Annotated in this window: 19 protein-coding genes, 1 pseudogene and 1 riboswitch; of the genes and pseudogenes, 9 read left to right on the top strand and 11 right to left on the bottom strand. The window is 35.6% G+C overall.

Annotated features, from left to right (window positions below):
- Positions 1-71 precede the first annotated feature (71 nt).
- Positions 72-193: riboswitch (SAM riboswitch) on the bottom strand.
- A 229-nt stretch (positions 194-422) separates the two neighbouring features.
- Entirely contained in the window at positions 423-2009 is a 1587-nt protein-coding gene (gene pckA / locus AC1M36_RS04290) for a phosphoenolpyruvate carboxykinase (ATP) (protein ID WP_336450505.1), read from the top strand.
- Positions 2010-2492: 483 nt separating this feature from the next.
- On the opposite strand, the gene AC1M36_RS04285 is transcribed toward pckA, so the two are convergent.
- Positions 2493-2864, bottom strand: a complete 372-nt coding sequence (locus tag AC1M36_RS04285; protein ID WP_336450506.1) for an ATP synthase subunit I — start codon at positions 2862-2864, stop codon at positions 2493-2495.
- Between the two features lie 260 nt (positions 2865-3124).
- On the opposite strand from AC1M36_RS04285, the gene AC1M36_RS04280 reads away from it, so the two are divergent.
- Complete coding sequence (locus AC1M36_RS04280) at positions 3125-3346, top strand: hypothetical protein (protein ID WP_174100125.1); 222 nt, start codon at positions 3125-3127, stop codon at positions 3344-3346.
- A 28-nt stretch (positions 3347-3374) separates the two neighbouring features.
- On the opposite strand, the gene AC1M36_RS04275 is transcribed toward AC1M36_RS04280, so the two are convergent.
- Both AC1M36_RS04275 and AC1M36_RS04270 read right to left on the bottom strand, forming a co-directional pair.
- Positions 3375-4280, bottom strand: coding sequence for a DMT family transporter (locus AC1M36_RS04275; RefSeq protein WP_336450507.1), 906 nt, complete (start codon positions 4278-4280; stop codon positions 3375-3377).
- Between the two features lie 112 nt (positions 4281-4392).
- The gene (locus AC1M36_RS04270) at positions 4393-4716 is read right to left on the bottom strand and encodes an iron-sulfur cluster biosynthesis family protein (protein WP_336450508.1); all 324 of its coding nucleotides are present in this window, start codon (positions 4714-4716) and stop codon (positions 4393-4395) included.
- Positions 4717-5021: 305 nt separating this feature from the next.
- Between AC1M36_RS04270 and AC1M36_RS04265 the strand changes: the two genes are divergently transcribed.
- The gene (locus AC1M36_RS04265) at positions 5022-5258 is read left to right on the top strand and encodes a hypothetical protein (RefSeq protein ID WP_336450509.1); all 237 of its coding nucleotides are present in this window, start codon (positions 5022-5024) and stop codon (positions 5256-5258) included.
- Positions 5259-5691: 433 nt separating this feature from the next.
- Here the strand turns inward: AC1M36_RS04265 and AC1M36_RS04260 are convergent, their stop codons facing one another.
- On the bottom strand, positions 5692-6318 hold the full coding sequence (locus AC1M36_RS04260) for an HAD family hydrolase (RefSeq protein WP_336450510.1): 627 nt from the start codon (positions 6316-6318) through the stop codon (positions 5692-5694).
- A 24-nt stretch (positions 6319-6342) separates the two neighbouring features.
- Positions 6343-7101 (bottom strand): DeoR/GlpR family DNA-binding transcription regulator, encoded by a 759-nt coding sequence (locus tag AC1M36_RS04255; protein WP_336450511.1) that lies wholly within the window; start codon positions 7099-7101, stop codon positions 6343-6345.
- Positions 7102-7239: 138 nt separating this feature from the next.
- Between AC1M36_RS04255 and AC1M36_RS04250 the strand changes: the two genes are divergently transcribed.
- A complete protein-coding gene (locus AC1M36_RS04250) occupies positions 7240-7893 on the top strand; it encodes an HAD family hydrolase (protein WP_336450512.1) in 654 nt (217 codons plus the stop codon).
- A gap of 19 nt (positions 7894-7912) precedes the next feature.
- Here the strand turns inward: AC1M36_RS04250 and AC1M36_RS04245 are convergent, their stop codons facing one another.
- Complete coding sequence (locus AC1M36_RS04245; RefSeq protein ID WP_336450513.1) at positions 7913-8278, bottom strand: winged helix-turn-helix transcriptional regulator; 366 nt, start codon at positions 8276-8278, stop codon at positions 7913-7915.
- 129 nt (positions 8279-8407) lie between these two features.
- Here AC1M36_RS04245 and AC1M36_RS04240 point away from each other — a divergent pair, with 129 nt between their 5' ends.
- Positions 8408-9784, top strand: a complete 1377-nt coding sequence (locus AC1M36_RS04240) for an MFS transporter (RefSeq protein WP_336450514.1) — start codon at positions 8408-8410, stop codon at positions 9782-9784.
- A 253-nt stretch (positions 9785-10037) separates the two neighbouring features.
- On the opposite strand, the gene AC1M36_RS04235 is transcribed toward AC1M36_RS04240, so the two are convergent.
- Positions 10038-11258, bottom strand: coding sequence for an ATP-binding protein (locus AC1M36_RS04235; RefSeq protein ID WP_336450515.1), 1221 nt, complete (start codon positions 11256-11258; stop codon positions 10038-10040).
- 12 nt (positions 11259-11270) lie between these two features.
- Positions 11271-12503 (bottom strand): ATP-binding protein, encoded by a 1233-nt coding sequence (locus AC1M36_RS04230; RefSeq protein ID WP_336450516.1) that lies wholly within the window; start codon positions 12501-12503, stop codon positions 11271-11273.
- A 350-nt stretch (positions 12504-12853) separates the two neighbouring features.
- On the opposite strand from AC1M36_RS04230, the gene AC1M36_RS04225 reads away from it, so the two are divergent.
- The 4 genes and pseudogenes from AC1M36_RS04225 (at position 12854) to AC1M36_RS04210 (ending at position 17798) form a co-directional block, all read left to right on the top strand.
- Positions 12854-13663: an alpha/beta fold hydrolase gene (locus AC1M36_RS04225; RefSeq protein WP_336450517.1), complete on the top strand. Its 810-nt coding sequence runs from the start codon at positions 12854-12856 to the stop codon at positions 13661-13663.
- 365 nt (positions 13664-14028) lie between these two features.
- Positions 14029-15567, top strand: coding sequence for a spore germination protein (locus AC1M36_RS04220; RefSeq protein WP_336450518.1), 1539 nt, complete (start codon positions 14029-14031; stop codon positions 15565-15567).
- Positions 15564-16665, top strand: a pseudogene (locus AC1M36_RS04215) (endospore germination permease). The gene AC1M36_RS04220 and the pseudogene AC1M36_RS04215 overlap by 4 nt, the downstream one beginning before the upstream one ends.
- Complete coding sequence (locus AC1M36_RS04210; protein ID WP_336450519.1) at positions 16662-17798, top strand: Ger(x)C family spore germination protein; 1137 nt, start codon at positions 16662-16664, stop codon at positions 17796-17798. The pseudogene AC1M36_RS04215 and the gene AC1M36_RS04210 overlap by 4 nt, the downstream one beginning before the upstream one ends.
- A 170-nt stretch (positions 17799-17968) precedes the next feature.
- Here AC1M36_RS04210 and AC1M36_RS04205 read toward each other — a convergent pair whose 3' ends face one another.
- The 3 genes from AC1M36_RS04205 to AC1M36_RS04195 all read right to left on the bottom strand — a co-directional run bounded on the left by AC1M36_RS04205 (position 17969) and on the right by AC1M36_RS04195 (position 19289).
- Positions 17969-18346 (bottom strand): hypothetical protein, encoded by a 378-nt coding sequence (locus AC1M36_RS04205; protein WP_336450520.1) that lies wholly within the window; start codon positions 18344-18346, stop codon positions 17969-17971.
- Positions 18347-18499: 153 nt separating this feature from the next.
- Positions 18500-18856, bottom strand: coding sequence for a Na-translocating system protein MpsC family protein (locus AC1M36_RS04200; protein ID WP_336450521.1), 357 nt, complete (start codon positions 18854-18856; stop codon positions 18500-18502).
- 22 nt (positions 18857-18878) lie between these two features.
- On the bottom strand, positions 18879-19289 hold the full coding sequence (locus AC1M36_RS04195; RefSeq protein WP_336450522.1) for a phosphate-starvation-inducible protein PsiE: 411 nt from the start codon (positions 19287-19289) through the stop codon (positions 18879-18881).
- Positions 19290-19555: the final 266 nt, after the last annotated feature.

Below are 19555 nucleotides of genomic sequence, written 5' to 3'. Positions count from 1 at the left end.
TAAAGAAAAACCTTTCCTATTTATAGAGAAAAGGTTTAATTTGCTACTTGCATACTGCTTTTTGCCCTTCGCTCTTATCGTTCGAGACCTTGCGCCTCGCACAGGTTTTAGCACCTATTCACTTGTTTTTACCAATACAAGTGAGGTTGCTGGGCTTCATCGGGCCTGTCCCTCCGCCAGCTCGGGATAAGAGAGTATCCGTCCCAACCTATACTAAAGAAATGATATTCATTTGTCAATTAATATTCACATATTCCTACAAGTTTTTCGCATTTCTTGTCGAACAAAATATTAATAGGAAAATTATACATTCACACAAACAAAAATAAATAAATAGTATACATTATTTATATGATTGTGTTATACTCTTGGTGGGGATTACGAGAAATATTTCATTAAAATGAAAAGGATGGTATATAAATATGAGTACTGTGAATGTCCAAATTGGATTACACGAATTACTGAACGGAAGCAATGCACAGATTCAACTAAGCGTTCCACAATTAGTGGAAAAAGTACTAATGAGAAACGAAGGGAAATTAACTTCTACTGGTGCCGTCTCTGCTTCTACAGGAAAGTATACAGGACGTTCTCCTAAAGATAAATTCATTGTGAAAGAAGCATCGGTTGCAGATAAGATTGCTTGGGGATCTGTAAACCAACCGATTTCTGAAGAACATTTTAATAAATTATATACAAAAGTATTAGAGTACTTAAAGGAAAAAGACGAATTATTCGTGTTTAAAGGATTCGCTGGTGCTGATCGCAACTATCGTCTTCCATTACAAGTTGTTAACGAATATGCATGGCACAATTTATTTGTACATCAATTATTTATTCGTCCAACTGAAGAAGAATTAGCAAATCATGAATCTGAATTTACAATCGTTTCTGCACCAAGCTTTAAGGCAGATCCAGCGATCGACGGCACAAATTCTGAAGCATTCATCATGGTTTCATTTGAAAAACGCATCGTATTAATTGGTGGTACGGAATACGCTGGAGAAATGAAAAAATCAATTTTCTCTATTATGAACTTCTTACTTCCAGAACAAGATATTTTATCAATGCACTGCTCTGCAAACGTAGGTGAAGAAGGCGATGTCGCTTTATTCTTCGGTTTATCTGGAACAGGTAAAACAACACTATCTGCTGACCCACACCGTAAATTAATCGGTGATGATGAGCACGGTTGGTCTGATAACGGCGTATTCAATATTGAAGGCGGTTGCTACGCGAAATGTATTAACCTGTCTCATGAAAAAGAGCCACAAATTTTTGATGCAATTACATTTGGATCAGTGCTTGAGAACGTTGTAATTGATAATCAAACACGTATTGCAGATTATAATGATACTACATTAACAGAAAATACACGTGCTGCATACCCAATTGATGCGATTGATAATATCGTAGTGCCAAGTGTTGCAGGACATCCAAACACAATTATTTTCTTAACTGCTGATGCATCTGGAGTATTACCTCCAATCAGTAAATTAAATAAAGAGCAAGCTATGTACCATTTCTTAAGCGGTTACACTAGTAAACTAGCTGGAACTGAGCGCGGCGTAACTTCTCCGCAAGCAACATTCTCAACTTGCTTCGGTTCTCCATTCTTACCACTTGATGCATCTCGCTATGCTGAAATGCTTGGTGAAAAGATTGAGAAACATGATGCGAAAGTATTCTTAGTAAACACTGGCTGGACTGGTGGCGAATACGGCGTTGGAAAACGTATGAACTTAGGCTACACTCGTGCAATGGTACAATCGGCATTAAACGGCGAGCTTGATAACGCTGAAACAGCGAAACATGACATCTTCGGTCTTGAAGTACCACTACATGTACCAGGTGTACCTGATGAAGTATTAATGCCTGAACAAACATGGGCTGATAAAGCAGCTTACAAAGCAAAAGCAATCGAACTTGCAGATAAGTTCAAAGAAAACTTCAAAAAATTCGAGAACATTTCTGAAGATATTATCAAATTGGGCGGTCCAATCGCTTAATTTAAAACCTTTACTGTCTGAATGACCTTTACTCATATGAATAAGCATGTTGTAACCTAAAAGGATCGCGTACTCACCGACAAAACCCATGCGGCTTTGCTGGTTGCACATACTTACAATAAAAAAGAAGCTTACGATCAAAACGTAAGCTTCTTTCTTTTACTTTCGTGGTACTCCTAATGCAAATTTCCTACTCACCTGCTCCTTTTACTTTCACACGGCATGAAGCGAAAAAAAGCACTGACCGCCTTTATCCATGGCCGGACGTTCTCTCCCTACTCAAAAAGAAAAGGGATATACCAGGAGGGAAAATTTGTATATTTTGATTTCCCAACATACACATCACGGCTTCAGAAATAAAAATGGATTCCCCTCTCACTTGCTCCCTTTGTTTTCACACACGGCATGGAGCCAAAAAAGCACTGACCGCTGCTACACATCGCCGGACGCTCTCTTCTCAACTAAAAGAAAAGGTTTTTGTATTTATTTCTTCGCATCTCTCATGCTATAGTATCCTAAATTAATAACAATTAAAAAGTAACCACCCATAATCCCAACAGCAAACGCCCACATAACCATATGGTGTTCAATCTCATACATAATAATCGCACCGAGAATCGCTGCTGCAAAGCGATTAATCATACCAAGTGTTGGTGCTTTACTCTTTTTTACAATACTATCTCCAAGCTTTTCAATACGTCTTCCTAAAATCCAAACACAATACATACTAACAAGTAAACCAATCCCCGCACCTAGAAAGTGTGCAGAAAAAGGTGTCATCGCCCATCCTAATAGCATCGCACCTAACAAATAATACATTTGAATTTTAAATGACCTTAGTGACATACTAATCATGCAGTTCTCCTTTACCATTATCATCTTATTTACATATCATCAGACTTTATCTGTTATATTCAAAGAAAAACAACATAAACACTACACTTATGTTGTTAAAATATTTTTCGGAAATAATATTATACAAGATTTCTAGTTTGAAGGCAGGCGCAATTTATGACTTTTTTTCAAACATTTTTTCATAGTTTTACAAAAAAGTGATATCAATCTATAAACATATGGATATGATGTAGTAAGTACACAAGTAAAGGGGGCTTCTAATGATTTATTTTTTAATGGCTCTCATCCACCTCATTATCCCTGCACTTATAGGACTCTCGTTATATTGGTACACAAAAAAACATAGTATTTTCTATGCTGTCCTCGGTGTTCTTCTTCCTGGGATTATTCTCATTGCACTGTTTCGCATACCTTTTCTCAACTTACTTCCACTTATTACTGCTATTTTGTTCCTTATATTTCTGCCCAAAATAAAAAAATAGGAAAGCAGATCATAACTGATCTGTTTTCCTATTTTGATATATGTTCTGGCGCAATTGACTGCGTTTCAAACTTTTCAGATTTCACAAACCATAAACCGAGAAAAATAATCCCCCCGCCGATCATTTGTTGCAACGAAATATATTCCTTCGCCCATACCGCCGCAAATACAACTGCAACAAATGGCGTAATATACATATACACCATTGTATGAGAGGCCCCATTTTTTTGAACTCCAATATACCACATAACTAAGCCAAATACTGTGACAAAGAAAATAGAATATAATAGCGCAAACCATGTCATTCCTTGTTCAATTTGAAACGGCAATGAAAAAATATGCCATCCGCTTAGTATAGCGAGTGGAATAGCTCCAACAACTGCTGACCATGCAGTCACGCGAAGTGCTGAATATTTTTTAATCAGTGGTCCTGCTAGAACTGGATAAAGCCCCCAGCATATCGATGTAATGAGTCCAATCCCATTTCCATAAAAGGAACCAGCCAGTGAATGCCCAGCTAATAAAACAAGAGCAGCACCAATGCAAGCTACAATAGAACCGACTAGCTTTCGCTGAGAAAACTTCTCTTGTTTCAAAAAAACTGCAAACATCGTTGTAAAAATAGGTGATATAGAAATGAGTAAGGAAGCGTTCGTAGCAGATGTATATTTGATAGTTTCCATAAATAATGTTTGATACAGCACGATTCCCACAACACTAACTACAATGAGCCTCGGTATATCCCGTAACTCCATATGCAATGACTTTTCAATATACAATGTAAGTAATAATAATAGCGGTGCTGCTGTAATCATACGGAGCGCAGTAAACTCAATGGCTGTAAATTCTACAAGCCCGTATTTTCCAATTGTATAATTGACACCCCAAATTATAACTACACTTAAAAGTAATAATTCAATCCCCCATCTTCTCACACGTATCCCCTCCGCACGGAAAGTTATACAGAAAATTCAATCATATGTACATTTCATTACATGAAAAATTGCATCAGAAAAAGGAGCATTCAATTTGCTCCTCCTTAATAAGTTATACTCGAATATGAAGTTTCATATTTGGATTATAAAATTGACTTGGACTTTTCAATTGAAAATGTCCTCCTGATTCATGTAAATCAACAGTCAACTTATCATCCATAAAAACAAGCTTCGTACGATCCGCAATAAACTGCAATTGATTCGATTCAATATCTACATCACGTTCATCTTTTTCTGATACAGCTACTAAATCAATAATGCCACTCATCACGCAGCCGCACCCTTCATTATCGTAAAATAATTTGATAAACTTCGCTTCATTCGGAATCATATCCATAATTTTTTTATATGCTGCATCTGTTACAGTAACGTACATTCAATAGTCCTCCTACCTCTATACATCATTCTTATATTGTACCATTCTTTTTAAGAATTCTATCCATTTGTTGTATACAGAAAATTTCGACTACCATACAATATATGCGATAAAAGGGGATGTATTATGCCAGATTTAACACATTAGACTCTTTATTTCAAAGTGAACTCCCCACCACTTAACGACCTTACAGTCTGTTTGAATTGGGGGCTTCAAAAGTCAAAAGACTTTCTCTTTTATTGCTAATTCATCCACAAGCCTACTAGCTCATGTAACACTTCCCCTGAAGACGAATTAAAGAAAACGTGTGGGATCAATTATCTGAACATACGAAAGAAGAACTAAGTGACGGCTGGAAGAATGCTACAATTACAATCGAAACATTGCAAGCCGGAATATCTTCTGTCAAAGATTCCTCTTATATCGGAAAAAACGTCTATCGTGTTTCGTTTCCATCTGATCGTTCTTACACACTTGGAAATGTAGATGTTTTTGTTGATATGGATACAAAGAAAGTCATTAGATTTTATATGCGAGATTGATTATAAAAAAGGATTCACTAAGAATCCTTTTTTTGTTTCATATACATGTAACATCTTAAGGCTGAATCATTTTCAAATTAACCTTTTTTACACGTGACTTTCTTTCTTCTCTCTTGTTAAACACCCACCATAAGGGCGCATATATGAAAGCAAATATGATAAATCCAATTAATGTTTTAACACTGAAAAAACCGGAATCTGGTATTTCATATACATAAACAAGTACACTTAATACGATATCTTTTACTATCAAAGAAAAGAGCATTATAAAAAATATAGGCCATATGCCTTTAGAAAACATCTGTCTCCCCTCTCACAAAATACAAATTATTCTAATGCAGTTATTTATATATATATACTATAATATTTGTATTTTTCACAATAAGTTTTTTAACAATAGTAATTTTATATAACAAGAGATATGTAGCTAAGCCTACATATCTCTTGTTACTACCTGCAAAATTTCATGAGGAATTTGAAAAACATAATCAGCTTCTTCAAATCCCTTTGTTGTTTTTGCTCCCCAGAGTGCTAAACCAAATTTTGCCCCCGCTTGTTTTGCACATTGTAAGTCATACAGGGAATCACCTATATAGATTGTTTCGCTAGCATTGATATTTAGTCGTTGTAAGCATGTTAATAATGGTTCCGGATGTGGTTTGTGATTGCTTGTGTCTTCCACACAAATAGAATGCTCAAAGTATGAATGCAATTCAAATGGTTCGAAATCATCAACGAATTCTTGTCTTGTTTTCGAAGTGACAATCCCTGTTCGAATATTATATGGAGCTACCGCTTGTATCACTTCTTCGATTCCCTCGAAAACCTTTATTTCATTTTTAAATTCCGACATATTCTTAGTCCATTTCTCATGAACCCTTCCTATATTCGCTACCCTTAATTTCTGTAACGCAGCAATCCCCGGAATCCCTAATGCAAACCGTAAATCTTCTAAGTCGTACTGACCCCCTTCTTCCTGCAATGTTTTTCGTAATGAATATAAAACTGCCTTCTCCGTATCTAAAATTGTGCCATCAATATCAAAGATAATTCCCTTCATCTCCATATCCCCCTTTTTCTTGCACTACTCTCCCAGCACGACTTCAATACCATGATTTCTCACAACATCACTTAAACGCTCTGGAACGTTATCATTTGTAACAATCGTGTCAATCGCTTCTAACTGCAACGCTTTAAAGCTTTGACGCTGGTTAAACTTTGTAGCATCAATGAGTAAAAATACTTGATTCGTTTGTTTGATTAACTCACGTTTAAAATATATATCCTCTTCAAATGCATAGTAAACACCCTCTTCTGTAATTCCAGGCGCTCCAATAAATACTTTATCAAAATGATAATCCTTTAATTTTTCCATAGCTGCAAACCCTGTTACATGGCGCGATTGCTTATTCAAATGTCCACCTAAAATATGAATATTTACATTAGTAGTATCTGCTAAACGATTTACTGTATCAATGGAATTTGTTACAACTGTCACATTGTTTGCTTCTAAAAACGAAGCCATACAATTAACAGTTGTGGAAACATCAAGATAAATAATTTCATTATCTCGCACGAAAGATGCTGCTGTTTTTCCAATAGATTGCTTATACTCAGCCTCTTTCTCTTCTCGATTTACGTAATCCGAAATTTTGTGGTGAAAAGAAGGCAAAGCTACCCCACCATGCGTTCGAACAATTTCTGTTTCATTTGTTAGCTTCACAATATCCCTTCGTGCTGTATCTCTTGAGACACGAAACAATTCACACATCATTTTCAAGCTCATTGTTTTATGACCATTCAAGTATTCCGTTATTCTTATTAATCTTTCTTCCTGATTCATTTTATCACCTAATTCTATTTACTTTTAAGTTCTTTTAAGTTATTTTAAGTATAACACACAAACAAACAATCAATTATACTTATTTTAACTTAACATTAAGAAAGACTCATCAACAAATATGCTTGAAGGAGTGGGAAAATGCTACGTACAATTATTCTAGACTTTGATGGAACATTAGCTGATACATTGCCTTTATGTTATTATTCGTTTCAAAATGTATTTCAAGAATTTGACAATAAGATTCTAACAGACTCAGATATTCTTTCGATGTTTGGTCCGAGTGAGGTTGGGATTATTCATTCCAACTTACTTTCACATAATAAAGAAGCTGCTGTTGAAAAATATTACAAGTGGTATAAAGAAAAACACCATGAGTACGTAGATAAAAATATTGAAATAGCCAATCTTTTATTAGATTTAAAGAGAAAGGGATTCCAGTTAGCTATCGTAACTGGGAAAGCCCGCAGAAGTTTAGATATTTCTTTGGAAGCATTAGAACTAGATTCCTTATTTGATTACATTATTACTGGGGATGATGTAATCAAACCAAAGCCTAATCCTGAAGGAATTTTCCACGTCTTAAACGCATTGAATATAACAAAAGAACAAGCAGTATTCATAGGGGATAGTGATGCAGATATACTTGCAGGCAAGCAAGCAGGTGTACTCACAATTGGTGTCCAATGGTTATCAAACTATCAATCTCCAGAGTTCTCTGTACAACCAGATTATTTTATAGAAAGCATACAGGATTTTGTTCCTTTACTTGATACAAAACTAACCACAGTATAAAAAGAAAAGTACATCACTTTTAGCTAAGTGATGTACTTTTCTTTTTATCTTGTTCTAAATCTAAAACTCCCCACAAATCTCCCCACTCCCTCATCGCATCAAAAATCGAACGAAGTGTTTGTCCCTTTTCTGATAAAGAATATTCCACATGAGGTGGCATTGTTGAATAAACAGTTCGGTCTATAATGTTTTCATTCTCTAATTCTTTTAAGCGTAATGAAAGTGTTCTTGGACTAATACCAATTAGTGATTTTTCTAATTCTGCAAATCGCTTCGGTCCGTAAAATAAGTCTCGTAAAATGAGAAACGTCCACTTGCCACCGATTACATTCATCGTTTTTTCAATGGAACACTTTGATATGTTTTGCTCTTCTTTTCCGCACATTGTATCCATCCCCTTAACTATACAAAAGTGAAGTAGCTATATAAAAAATCAGTACTTCCATAAATAAAGCACTTTATTTATTATAGTGTTTAGGGAAATATTAGTAAATATCTATTAGGGGGCTTTGACATGAGTACACACTCAGTAGCACATGTAGAAACAAAACAAGTGAAACCTTCTAGCATCATCACTTTACTTACGCTCGCAATGGGGTTTATTATGGCCACGCTTGATGTGACTGTCGTAAATGTTGCGATTGTTGACATTCAAGACCATTTACATGTAGAACTTTCTAGTGCACCTTGGATTGTCGATGGATACATTTTATCATTTGCATCTTTCCTTCTTATCGGTGGGTCACTTGCAAATTGCTTTGGTGCGAAACATATGTATATAATTGGACTCGTTTGTTTCGTTCTTGCTTCACTTTTCTGCTCTATCGCATCAGCTGGAAATACTCTTATTATCTCACGGATTTTTCAAGGTGCAGGTGCAGCACTATTTATGCCAAGCTCTCTTAATCTTTTGGCTGCTTCTTATTCTGATGAAAAACAACGTGCAAAAATGTTTGGGCTATGGTCTGCTATCGTTTCAGTCGCTTCAGGAATTGGCCCTTTCATTGGAGGAGTACTCGTAAACTCCTTTGGGTGGCGGAGTATTTTCATCATCAATCTACCAATCGGGATCATTGGTATCTTCATGGCTTACTATGTTATTTCTGCTTCACCACGCCAGCAAATGAAACTAAATCTTCTCAGCCATGGATTAGGAGTGATCACTTTGGCTATCCTAGCTTTTAGTCTAATTGAAGGTCCCTCCTACGGCTGGACTTCACCTCAAATACTGGGAGGGTTTCTTTTTACAATTGTAACTGCTAGTTTATTTATCATCGCTGAGCGTAATTCAAAGCAACCAATTATTCCATTTTCATTATTTCGTAATTCACAATTTTCTCCGGCAAATATCGTCGGTTTTTTAATTAACTTTGCATTGTTTGGTGGGATTTTTATGTTCGGCTTATTCCTTCAACATGCGCGAGGCGCTAGTCCTTTTCTAGCTGGACTCGAGTTATTACCAATGATGGCTGTCTTTGTAATCGGGAATCTCTTATTCGCTAAGCTAGCACCTCGCTTCGGTTCCAAATTACTGATGCTCATTTCCTTACTTATTGCAAGCTTAGGCTCATTCTTTTTAATTTTTGTTTCACCAGACACACCTTATTGGTTGTTAGCAATCATATATGCGATTGTCAACCTTGGAATAGGTATCTCTGTTCCTGCCATGACAACGGCTGTTATGCAAGCTGCTGGTCGTGAACATGGAAATATAGCGGGGGCTACTTTAAATGTAAATCGGCAAGTAGGCGCATTAGTTGGGGTAGCAATTATGGGCATCATTCTACATGAATCTTCATCATGGTATGTGGGTGCAAAATATAGTTTCTTAGCTATGGGAATCTCCTATCTTTTTGCTAGCTTTCTTACTTGGCGATTTCTAAAAAGATAACCGCTTCCTTTTTTCTACGTAAACATCTACCTATCAATTGACTACGTTGTTCTAAACGATAATATGAAATATTGCATATCATTTCTTGATACTTTATATGATATAATCCTAAAGCAATCTGTCAGTAATCCTTCTTCTTGCAAATTGCTATCTTGGAAACTTAAGGACTACTAGAACCCTAATAATATGTAAGGCTTATGACATCAAAAAAGAGAAAATTCGTTTAGTGGACGAATTTTCTCTTTTTTTGTTATTACGAAATTGGGAGCACAATCTCAACCGTAGTCCCTACACCAACTTCACTCTCAAATTGTATTTTCCCTTGATGTTCTTCAATAATCTTATATGTAACCATTAATCCTAAGCCAGTTCCATCATCTTTCGTTGTATAAAAAGCTTCACTCAGTTTAGGAATTTTGTCTTTCGGTATGCCGCATCCTTCATCTGTAATCCGAATAATCATAGCATCTTTTACAGCTACCTGGGTTATAATTGTCCCACCCGTATGCATTGATTCAATCGCATTTTTTATTACATTTAAAAACACTTGTTTTAAACGTTTTTCGTTACATGTTATACTTGGTAACTCACCTTTATAAATGGTATGTATTTTAATTCCTCGTTCCGAAGCAGGCTGCCCCATAATTCTTACAACGTACGAAAGAATGTCTTTTATATTATGATTCCCGCATTCCATTGGCTTAGAAATTCCAAGCTCTACAAGTTCGGTGGCAATTGTATCGATTCTTTCGATTTCTTGCTCCATAATATCACAATATATTTTGTCCTCAGGATACTTTTCTTGTTGTTTGCTAACAAAGCTTTTTAATAGCATTAGTGGATTACGCATTTTAAACCCGATAACCGTCGCCATTCTTCCAATTACAGTCATCTTCTCCGATTGTTGCAATTCCTTATGCATCATTTCAATTGTGCGTATATAAGATTGGAACCTCAATAAAATTATCCATCCTATAATGGAAAATAAGCTACAAAGGACAATAGGAATAAGAACAATAAAAGAATTCACAACCAATCCCATTAACGCATACTTTACTATTGTCCCTCCCGTTACTAACCAAAAATAGCGTTTGTTCACAAAGAGTGGTGCAAAAAGGAAGAAAAATCCCTCTACTATATTCCCTGCATCAAACTCTAAACCTGTTCCATAGTAAATGATAAAATTATGAATGAAATCTAATATATTATATCCTATGAAAATAATATATTTCACAGCATATGGATTCTGTCGCTTCGCCACATATATTCCCACAAACACCAATATAACCATGAGAATATACAACCATATCCCTAAACCCCTTTCTAGAATTGGTGCCCCATCTCCTCCCCCTTCTAGCCTAGGCATAATATAATAATATGCAATATCATAAATAAAAAAAGTCGTAAAGAATAAACTTAAAAACAGCTTTAACGTTCGAATCTCTTCCTTTGTTAATTTATAAACACTGTCCATGTAGTAACTCCTCTATTCACAATAGATATGCTTCACCTCATCTTGCATTCTAGGTAAAATAATATCTACTTTCGTTCCTACGTTTCTTGTACTCGTAATATGTATTTCCCCATTATGTTCTTCGATAATTTTACAAGCAACCGTCAGCCCTAAACCTATGCCATTTTTCTTTGTCGTATAAAAAGCTTCTGTTAGACGCTGTAAATTCTCTTCCTGCACGCCGCACCCACTATCTACAATACTTACGATTACACCATCTTCATTTCTTTTGTTTATATGTATCTGAAGTGTTCCGGCATGTTCCATCGCTTCAATTGCGTTCTTTATTATGTATAGAAATACTCCTTTTAATTTACGATGATCACAATCTATTTTTATTTGATCAGGTGCGGCATCATAAGTGAGATACAGCTGTTTCCTCTTGATTTCTACACTCATTTCTTTCAACGCATTTGATACAATTTCTTCTATTAAATAACTATTGTAGGTAGAAGGCTTACAAGTTGCCATTACCATCAGTTCACTGATCATATTGTTTATATGCTCAATTTCATCAATCATCTGTTCATACACTTTATCCTCTATATATTTCTCTTTCTGCAATTGTGTAAATCCCCTTAATGATGAAAGTGGATTTTTAATTTCATGTCCAACAGACGCAGCCATTCTCCCAATAACTGCGAGCTTTTCAGACTCTCGTTTTTCTATCATTACATTGTTTACAGCAGAAAGGTACTGTAAAAATCGATTCAATAAGAGATACGTTACAAATAATAAAAGACTATACATAACCAACGGCATAAATGCCCCTTTTTTTCCCAGGACCAAAAATACACTATATTTCCCCATTAAAATCAAAAATAGCCACAGTAAATATCTTTTACTCATAAAAATTGGCACAAATAAAATAAAAACAAATTCAAGTATATTCCCATCATTAAATGCTACTTTATTGTGAATTGCATACCAATACAAATTAAAACTTTCCGAAAACATATAAGCTATTAAACATATGTACTTAACACGATATGCCTGTTCTCTTTTTATCAGATACATACTGCATGCGATTAAGCAAGCCCCATACAAAAACTTTGGAACTTGAACATCTAATCTTATAAGTGGTACAGAATCTCCTAGCATAATAGAATAAACTATTTCGTATATACCCCATACAATACTCAATACCCATAAAAAGAGGCAGGCATTTTTCTTTTCTTCTTGAAATGAAATAAAGTTTTCTTTCACTTTAACACTTCCCCAACCCCATATACTTTCAGTATATGATTACTAACACACATTATTATAATAAACGACTATTAGGTTTAACCAAAGCAATATCGAATAATGTAGGAAAATTTAACTTCATTTATACATTTGTGACAGCAATCCGACTAACTCGTTATTTCGTAATCATAAAAAATATGAAATATAATACTTATAATACGGGGGCTTTACACATCGAAGGAAAACCTGATGTCATAACTGGAGAAAAAACTACACTATTTTATACTGAATTTATTACGGCTATAACAAAATAACAATTTGGTGACCGAGTTAAAGAATAGGAAACTATTAAGTTAATGGGAGGCGAGGCAATGTTTGTTAAAGTCGAAAAAGATGTACATATTTTTGTACAGGATATTAACCCTGGCCCTGGCAGCAAGCCTGTTTTTTTTGTTCACGGTTGGCCACTAAATCATCAAATGTATCAATATCAATTTAACGTATTACCACAACACGGGTTCCGTTGTATTGCAATGGATATCAGAGGAAATGGACAATCTGATAAACCTTGGACCGGTTATTCCTACGATCGTTTAGCTGATGATATTGCGATTGTGTTAGACGCCCTTCAAATAGAAAATGCTACTTTAGTTGGTTTTTCTGTCGGCGGCTCCCTTTCAATTCGATACATGTCTCGCTATAACGGAAGACATATTTCAAAATTAGCACTAATAGATGCTGTTTCTCCTTCTTTTGTGAAAAAACAAGAGTCCCCTTACGGTGTTTCTAAAGAACAAGCTGATGCCCTTATTCATCAAATGTATATGAATCTTCCTAAATTTCTTAGCGATGTGTCCTTAATGTTTTTTAATCGGAATCTAGGTTCCGCTACGTTAGACTGGTTTTCCTACCTCGGACTGCAATCCGCTTCCTATGCTCTTATTAAAATCCTTCAAGCAGCCGCAAACGAAGATGTAACAAAAGATTTAAGTCAAATTCATGTTCCAACAATGATATTCCACGGGGTTCATGATCAACTCATTCCTTTCAAAAGCGCTGAGATTACGCAGCAACGAATTAGAGGCTCTAAATTATATCCCCTTACTAACAGTGGCCATGGATCACCAATTGATCAAGCAGATGATCTTAATAAGGTGCTTTTAGAGTTCTTGAACACGTAATGAACAATTCTAATAAGGTGAAACTTTAATCTGCGGGGGGTCTTCATCCCCCACCTAGTTTAGAGAGTCTTACTGCCCATTAATGCGTGAAACAAAAGACAACAGATTCTTGTTTTTGTGTCGCTATTTGCCGAATGGTCGATATCCTTTGTCGAATCGCTGATATATTGTGAGAAATGATCGATATATTTGAAAAATCGCCGATAAAATTTCATTTACCATTTTGCACGAACATCCTCTTCTGCAATATTTCATTTAGTTTCCTTACAATCGTTCATTTTCTCTATGATCTAAAAAAAGTATATGTCTTCGCCTAATCCTCCATAATAAACCATATGAAACACAACAAGGGAAAAGGTGAATGTATGGACTCTTTTCATAAACGGCTACGAGGGAAACAATCTTTTTCTACGCAGAAACAAGCTGACAATGTATTAAACAGCATGATTGCTTCTTCTATTTCCATAAATCTAAATCATTTGTCCAAGCTATTTGACGGAATTCCAGAGCTGATTACGCGAACCTTTCCATTAAAGAATGGACAAGGAGCTGCACTCGTGTATATGGAGGGATTAGTAGATAAAACTGTCATCAATATAGATATTCTTCGCCCCCTCTTATTTCAGGAATGGAATGAGCAAGATTTTTGGAAGTCTTCTGTTTCCATTGGGCAGATCAAAAAGGTTCAGAGATGGTCAGAAATTGAACAGGCTCTTCTACATGGTAAAAGCATTTTACTTATTGATGGTCAGGTAACAGCATTGGAACTCGAAACACAAGGGGGACCAAAGAGAAATATTCAGGAGCCATCGACAGAAGCCTCATTGAAAAGCTCACACCAAGGTTTTACGGAAATAGCTGGCGAAAATATTGCCCTCATTCGTCGTTACATCCCAAATCGTGAGTTAAAGGTCAAAAATTTCAATGTTGGAGAACGAGCAAGTGCCAAGGTTTCTATGCTTTATCTGGCAGATATTGCAAATGAGGATGCCCTTAAAGAGATGGAATGTCGTCTCCAATCTATCAAAATTGATACAATTCTTAGTACTGGTACGTTAGAAGGTCTTATTGAAGATAACTCATACACCCCATTTCCGCAGTTTTCTATAACTGAGCGTCCAGATACAACTGCACACCAGCTGCTGCAAGGTCGAATTGCTATTGTTGTAGACCGCTCACCAGGTGTATTAATTGGGCCTATGACTTTTCCAGCCTTTTTTCAAACCATAGATGATTACAGTGCAAGATCAGCTATCGCTTCATTTATACGTTTGCTTCGTCTTACGGCATTATTTATTGCGATTTTTGCCCCTGCTCTTTATATCGCTATGATTTCCTTTCATTATGAAGTTCTTCCGCTCAAATTGCTGTTAACAATTGGGCAATCACGTGCCAAAATTCCTTTTCCCCCTATATTGGAAGCATTATTAATGGAGTTGGTGCTTGAAATGCTCCGCGAAGCAGCCATTCGGCTTCCTGGTCCCATCGGACAAACGATAGGCGTTGTAGGCGGGATTGTGATTGGGCAGGCGGCAGTTCAGGCTGGGATTGTAAGTAATGTTATGGTGATTGTCGTAGCCATCACCGCGATTGCATCTTTCATTATTCCCAATTTGGAAATGTCATCAGGAATTCGTCTCCTTCGTTTTCCCATGATGATTATCGCCTCTATGTTCGGCATAATTGGGATTATGGTCGGGATGACAGTGATCATTATTCATTTACTTTCTTTAGAATCACTCGGTGTTCCTTATGGTAGTCCCGTTTCTCCCTTGCATATTTCCGATTTGAAAGATGCATTTATTCGTTTACCACAGCGGCTGCTGAAGAAACGACCACTATCTCTCCGACCTAAACAAGGAAACAAGCAAGGAAACATGAAAGAAAAGGGGGATCATAAGTGAACAAATGTGTAAAGCGGGAAATTTCTCTACTACAGTATATTCTAACGATTAGCGGTGTTCAAGTTGGATTCGGGGTACTGACGCTCCCGCGAGAGGTAGCCCAAGGAGCAAGCACAGACGGGTGGATTTCAATTATTATCGGATGGGCACTCACTACGTTGGTGAGTCTATGTATTGTGCAAATCATGGCAAAGCATCCTGGAGATACTTTACTTGATGTGCTGACTCGTTATTTAGGGAAATGGCTAGGAAAATTAGGGGATGATTCTCTGGATTCTATATTCTCTGCTCGCAGCTGTTTCCTTGGTTTTTTCTCTCTTATTGGTGGTTCATATTTGGATTTTACCTAGAACTCCAGGTTATTTAATTATGCTTTTATTAGCTATTCCAATGTATATGTTAACTCACGGAGGAGTGCGGATCATAAGTCGCTATGCAGTCTTTCATTTCTTCTTTACGCTTTGGATGCCACTCTTATTATTTATTCCGCTGAAAGATAGCCATTGGATCTATCTTCTCCCGCTTTTAAAGGAAGGGTGGCTGCCGATTTTTAATACGGTAAAATCAACCATAATTGCCTTTCTCGGATTTGAATTTGCATTTGTCCTCTATCCTTATCTGAATAACAAACAATCTGCAGGAAAAGGCATTTTCATCGCCAATGTAATTACGTTGTTCATTTATCTTCAAGTCACTCTCGTTTGTTTCGTTTATTTTAGCCCGGATGGGATAACAAAATTTTTATGGCCAACACTTTCTCTTGTTACACCATTTCACTTTTCATTTCTCGAACGATTTGAAATTATTTTTTTGTCGTTCTATCTCTTTGTTATCTTTGATTCTTGTATTCCCTACATTTTTACTGCTACGGATGGAATAAATGAATTATTTAATAAAAAAGGGGGACCGTTTCCTATTTGGATCTTACTATCCGCATGTGTTTTCATTTTTTTCTTCTACACACCTTCTTCTTACCAAATAGATGCGTTAAGGGAATTATGGGGAAGAACTAGTTATTTCTTTTCTTTTATATTTCCTGTTGTCTTTCTCTTATACATAACAGTTTGTCAACGGTGGCAAAGGAGGAGAAGTAAATGATACAGTTCATGAAGTTCATCTTGACCTGCTTTCTGTTAACCCTTCTGACAGGCTGCATGGACCGACTAGACTTGGAAAAACAATCTATATCATTAATTTACGGGTTTGATACGAATAAAAAAGGGAAATTGACAGTTTACAATTTAATCCCTAATTTTAATGAAGATGTTGAGAAAAAGTATGAAGTACATGAATCGCGAGTGAATACACCAAGGGAAGCGAAAGAAATGTTTAATAGCTCAAGTAACGGCTTAGTTTCTACTGAAAAATTACAACTCATCTTATTCAGCCAAAATTTTTTAGAAAAGGAAGGAGCTATGCCTTACCTTGATGTATGGTATCGTGATCCAAAAAACACAGGAAATATGCGTCTTGTTGCTGTGAAAGGACCCATTTCTTCTATTATATATAATGTCTTTAAAGATAAGCCGCCACTTCCTGAATACTTGACTGATTTGATTAATACAAACAAACTATATAATCGCACAGTTTTTACTACTTTTCATGAATTCCATCGACAAACTTTTAATAAGGGGATAACACCTGCAATCTCAGAGGTAGAAAAAGGAAAGAGGGAACTCGTAGTCACTGGTTCTGCGCTTTTAACTCGCCGAGGAATCTATAAGATGTCTTTAAATCGTACTGAAAGCGCCCTGCTTCTTATGCTGCAAAAGGAGGCAATCCCGCCCGTTTCCCTTACAATACATATACCTTCTGCACCAGTTGCAACCCATAGTTCTCTTCGGAATACAAAAGGAAAGGACTTTGTAACGATAAATGTTCTTGATATAAACAGGGATATTTCAACTCGCTATAATGGAAATCATTTTGTTTTTGATATGAAAATGAAACTCAAGGCTTCCATCGCAGAGCGTACATTTGATATAGACATGAAAAAAGATGTGGAGAAACTAACTGCACTTATTACGAAAAAGCTAGAGAAAGATTTCAATGACTTAATCCATAAGGTCCAAAGACAGAAGCTTGATCCATTCGGGTTTGGCGATTATGCACGTGCCTTTCAATATAAACAATGGAAAGAAATTGAAAATGAATGGCCCAATACGTTCTCAGAAGCAAGTGTTAAAGTAACACCCACTCTAAGAATTCTAGAAAATGGAATTATTGAATGAAAGATGTTACAAAAACGCAAGGTTTTACTTCATAGCATGCAGGTGCATACACTTATTCAATTGAACTATCCCCACCTACCTCTACACAAGCTTGAGGTGGGTGATTCTCCTGTTTTGGTCATAGTCCGGGGATATTCGCAAATGCATGATTCTTAACAAAAGAAAAAACATCAACTTCTTCTCTTTTCGCAGAAATTCCTTTCCATTTCACTTGTATCAAATTTAAAAACAATAGCTATTCCTAAAAATAGAGAAAATAAATTTAAAAACCAATCTTTATTGTTGTTTCTTGTTCCTAGACACTTAAATATTTCCTGAAATTGAATTCTTTCATCCGCAGCAACAATTGGAGCTGCACCAAAATATTTTAAAACCATATCAAATTTAAGATGAACCGCTAATACTAACATATCGTTTAAAATTTCAGTGTAATCTCTAATATCTTTTTTGTTATAAAGGTTTATGAGATTTCTGTGTATTTTGGAAATAAGTAATTCTGTATCAACCTCTGTTACCTTTATCATCTCTAACATTTTTTTGATATCCATTACTGCTCCTCCTTCTTTTTTATATCTTTATATGATTGTTTAATTGTTATAATCTTTAAAGAGTCTTCAAAGGCTAGGGTTTCATATGTAAACCCTAGCCTTATCATTTCCATTCTAAGATATAAGTCCATTGTTATTCAAAATGATAGATAATCATTCTCTATGAATAGTTTTGTCAAATACATAAATAGTCATTGCTGTATCAGTTTCTATATCAATATCTGTAAAGATATTCACAACTTTTGCTTCTGTTATTTCCTCAATTTTTTTCAAAACCACAGGATTCTTGTAAATCTGTTTTACTAACTTCGTTCGTGCCTCATGAACGACTCGTTTTCCTTCCGTTGAACCCATCATAAAATGTTCCACATTCGTCAGATTGCCTTTCATCTCACTAATAGCCCAAGGGCCTACAAAACGAGTCGTAATTTCTTTTGGCCCATTTCCAACATATTCTTTACGTATTTCACGAAGTAACATATTGAATTGATGTTCCACATTTTTTTTCATTTCATTTCTCCTATCTAATCCTTTAATCTTTTTTAGCTTCTGTAGTAGGTAAAATTATATAACTTATTGTAAGTACAAAAATTACTATAGATAACCAGAAATTTTGAATTGGTTCTCCGTTATTTACTATAATAAATCGAATTGTAGCTGTAATCCCAATGTATAGAAGGTATCGTAATGGAAAATGGTAATCTTCTTTGAAATATCGTACAATCATAGAAATAAAAGCGAAATATAAGAAAAATATTAGTATTTTACCAAAAATCTCATGAATATTCCCATTACCCCAGAAAATATCTTTTACAATGTAATAAAGTTCTCTAAAAAGAAAATAAGCAAGCATAAAGCTAAGAAAAATCAATGCTGCATTCAATATCGTTTGATATAGTTTTATCAGCCACTTCCCCTTTTTTAGCTTATCCGTTCCAAACATCAGTATCCTCCATCTTTATTATCCCCTTTCGCTTTGAATGGAATTTCCCCCAAAGACAACTTAATCTATTTTTTATTTCCATTTTTTACACCATGTATAAAAAGAATAATATTAGAAAGAATAAGTATGGAATGGATTCGGTGAAAGAACATACTCACAGAACCCTAAATAATATAGTCCATAAATATGAACTTTAGAAAAATACATCATTAAAAACAAAGATTAAAACTTTCCCTCATCTGTATCCAGAAATTACCGAAAACAGA

Source organism: Bacillus sp. Medicinal_06 (genome assembly GCF_056711665.1).
The sequence above is the reverse complement of the archived record's forward strand: the minus strand, read 5'-3'. Positions and strand labels throughout refer to the sequence as shown.

What these genes read in the sequence shown, in the direction of transcription:
- AC1M36_RS04285 (WP_336450506.1), bottom strand. Translation starts at nt 2,864, where the DNA reads ATGATTAGTATGTCACTAAGGTCATTTAAAATTCAAATGTATTATTTG.
- AC1M36_RS04255 (WP_336450511.1), bottom strand. Translation starts at nt 7,101, where the DNA reads ATGAATCAGGAAGAAAGATTAATAAGAATAACGGAATACTTGAATGGT.
- AC1M36_RS04210 (WP_336450519.1), top strand. Translation starts at nt 16,662, where the DNA reads ATGATACAGTTCATGAAGTTCATCTTGACCTGCTTTCTGTTAACCCTT.
- pckA (WP_336450505.1), top strand. Translation starts at nt 423, where the DNA reads ATGAGTACTGTGAATGTCCAAATTGGATTACACGAATTACTGAACGGA.
- AC1M36_RS04240 (WP_336450514.1), top strand. Translation starts at nt 8,408, where the DNA reads ATGAGTACACACTCAGTAGCACATGTAGAAACAAAACAAGTGAAACCT.
- AC1M36_RS04270 (WP_336450508.1), bottom strand. Translation starts at nt 4,716, where the DNA reads ATGTACGTTACTGTAACAGATGCAGCATATAAAAAAATTATGGATATG.
- AC1M36_RS04205 (WP_336450520.1), bottom strand. Translation starts at nt 18,346, where the DNA reads ATGGATATCAAAAAAATGTTAGAGATGATAAAGGTAACAGAGGTTGAT.
- AC1M36_RS04260 (WP_336450510.1), bottom strand. Translation starts at nt 6,318, where the DNA reads ATGAAGGGAATTATCTTTGATATTGATGGCACAATTTTAGATACGGAG.
- AC1M36_RS04195 (WP_336450522.1), bottom strand. Translation starts at nt 19,289, where the DNA reads ATGTTTGGAACGGATAAGCTAAAAAAGGGGAAGTGGCTGATAAAACTA.
- AC1M36_RS04245 (WP_336450513.1), bottom strand. Translation starts at nt 8,278, where the DNA reads ATGTGCGGAAAAGAAGAGCAAAACATATCAAAGTGTTCCATTGAAAAA.
- AC1M36_RS04225 (WP_336450517.1), top strand. Translation starts at nt 12,854, where the DNA reads ATGTTTGTTAAAGTCGAAAAAGATGTACATATTTTTGTACAGGATATT.
- AC1M36_RS04235 (WP_336450515.1), bottom strand. Translation starts at nt 11,258, where the DNA reads ATGGACAGTGTTTATAAATTAACAAAGGAAGAGATTCGAACGTTAAAG.
- AC1M36_RS04250 (WP_336450512.1), top strand. Translation starts at nt 7,240, where the DNA reads ATGCTACGTACAATTATTCTAGACTTTGATGGAACATTAGCTGATACA.
- AC1M36_RS04200 (WP_336450521.1), bottom strand. Translation starts at nt 18,856, where the DNA reads ATGAAAAAAAATGTGGAACATCAATTCAATATGTTACTTCGTGAAATA.
- AC1M36_RS04220 (WP_336450518.1), top strand. Translation starts at nt 14,029, where the DNA reads ATGGACTCTTTTCATAAACGGCTACGAGGGAAACAATCTTTTTCTACG.
- AC1M36_RS04280 (WP_174100125.1), top strand. Translation starts at nt 3,125, where the DNA reads ATGATTTATTTTTTAATGGCTCTCATCCACCTCATTATCCCTGCACTT.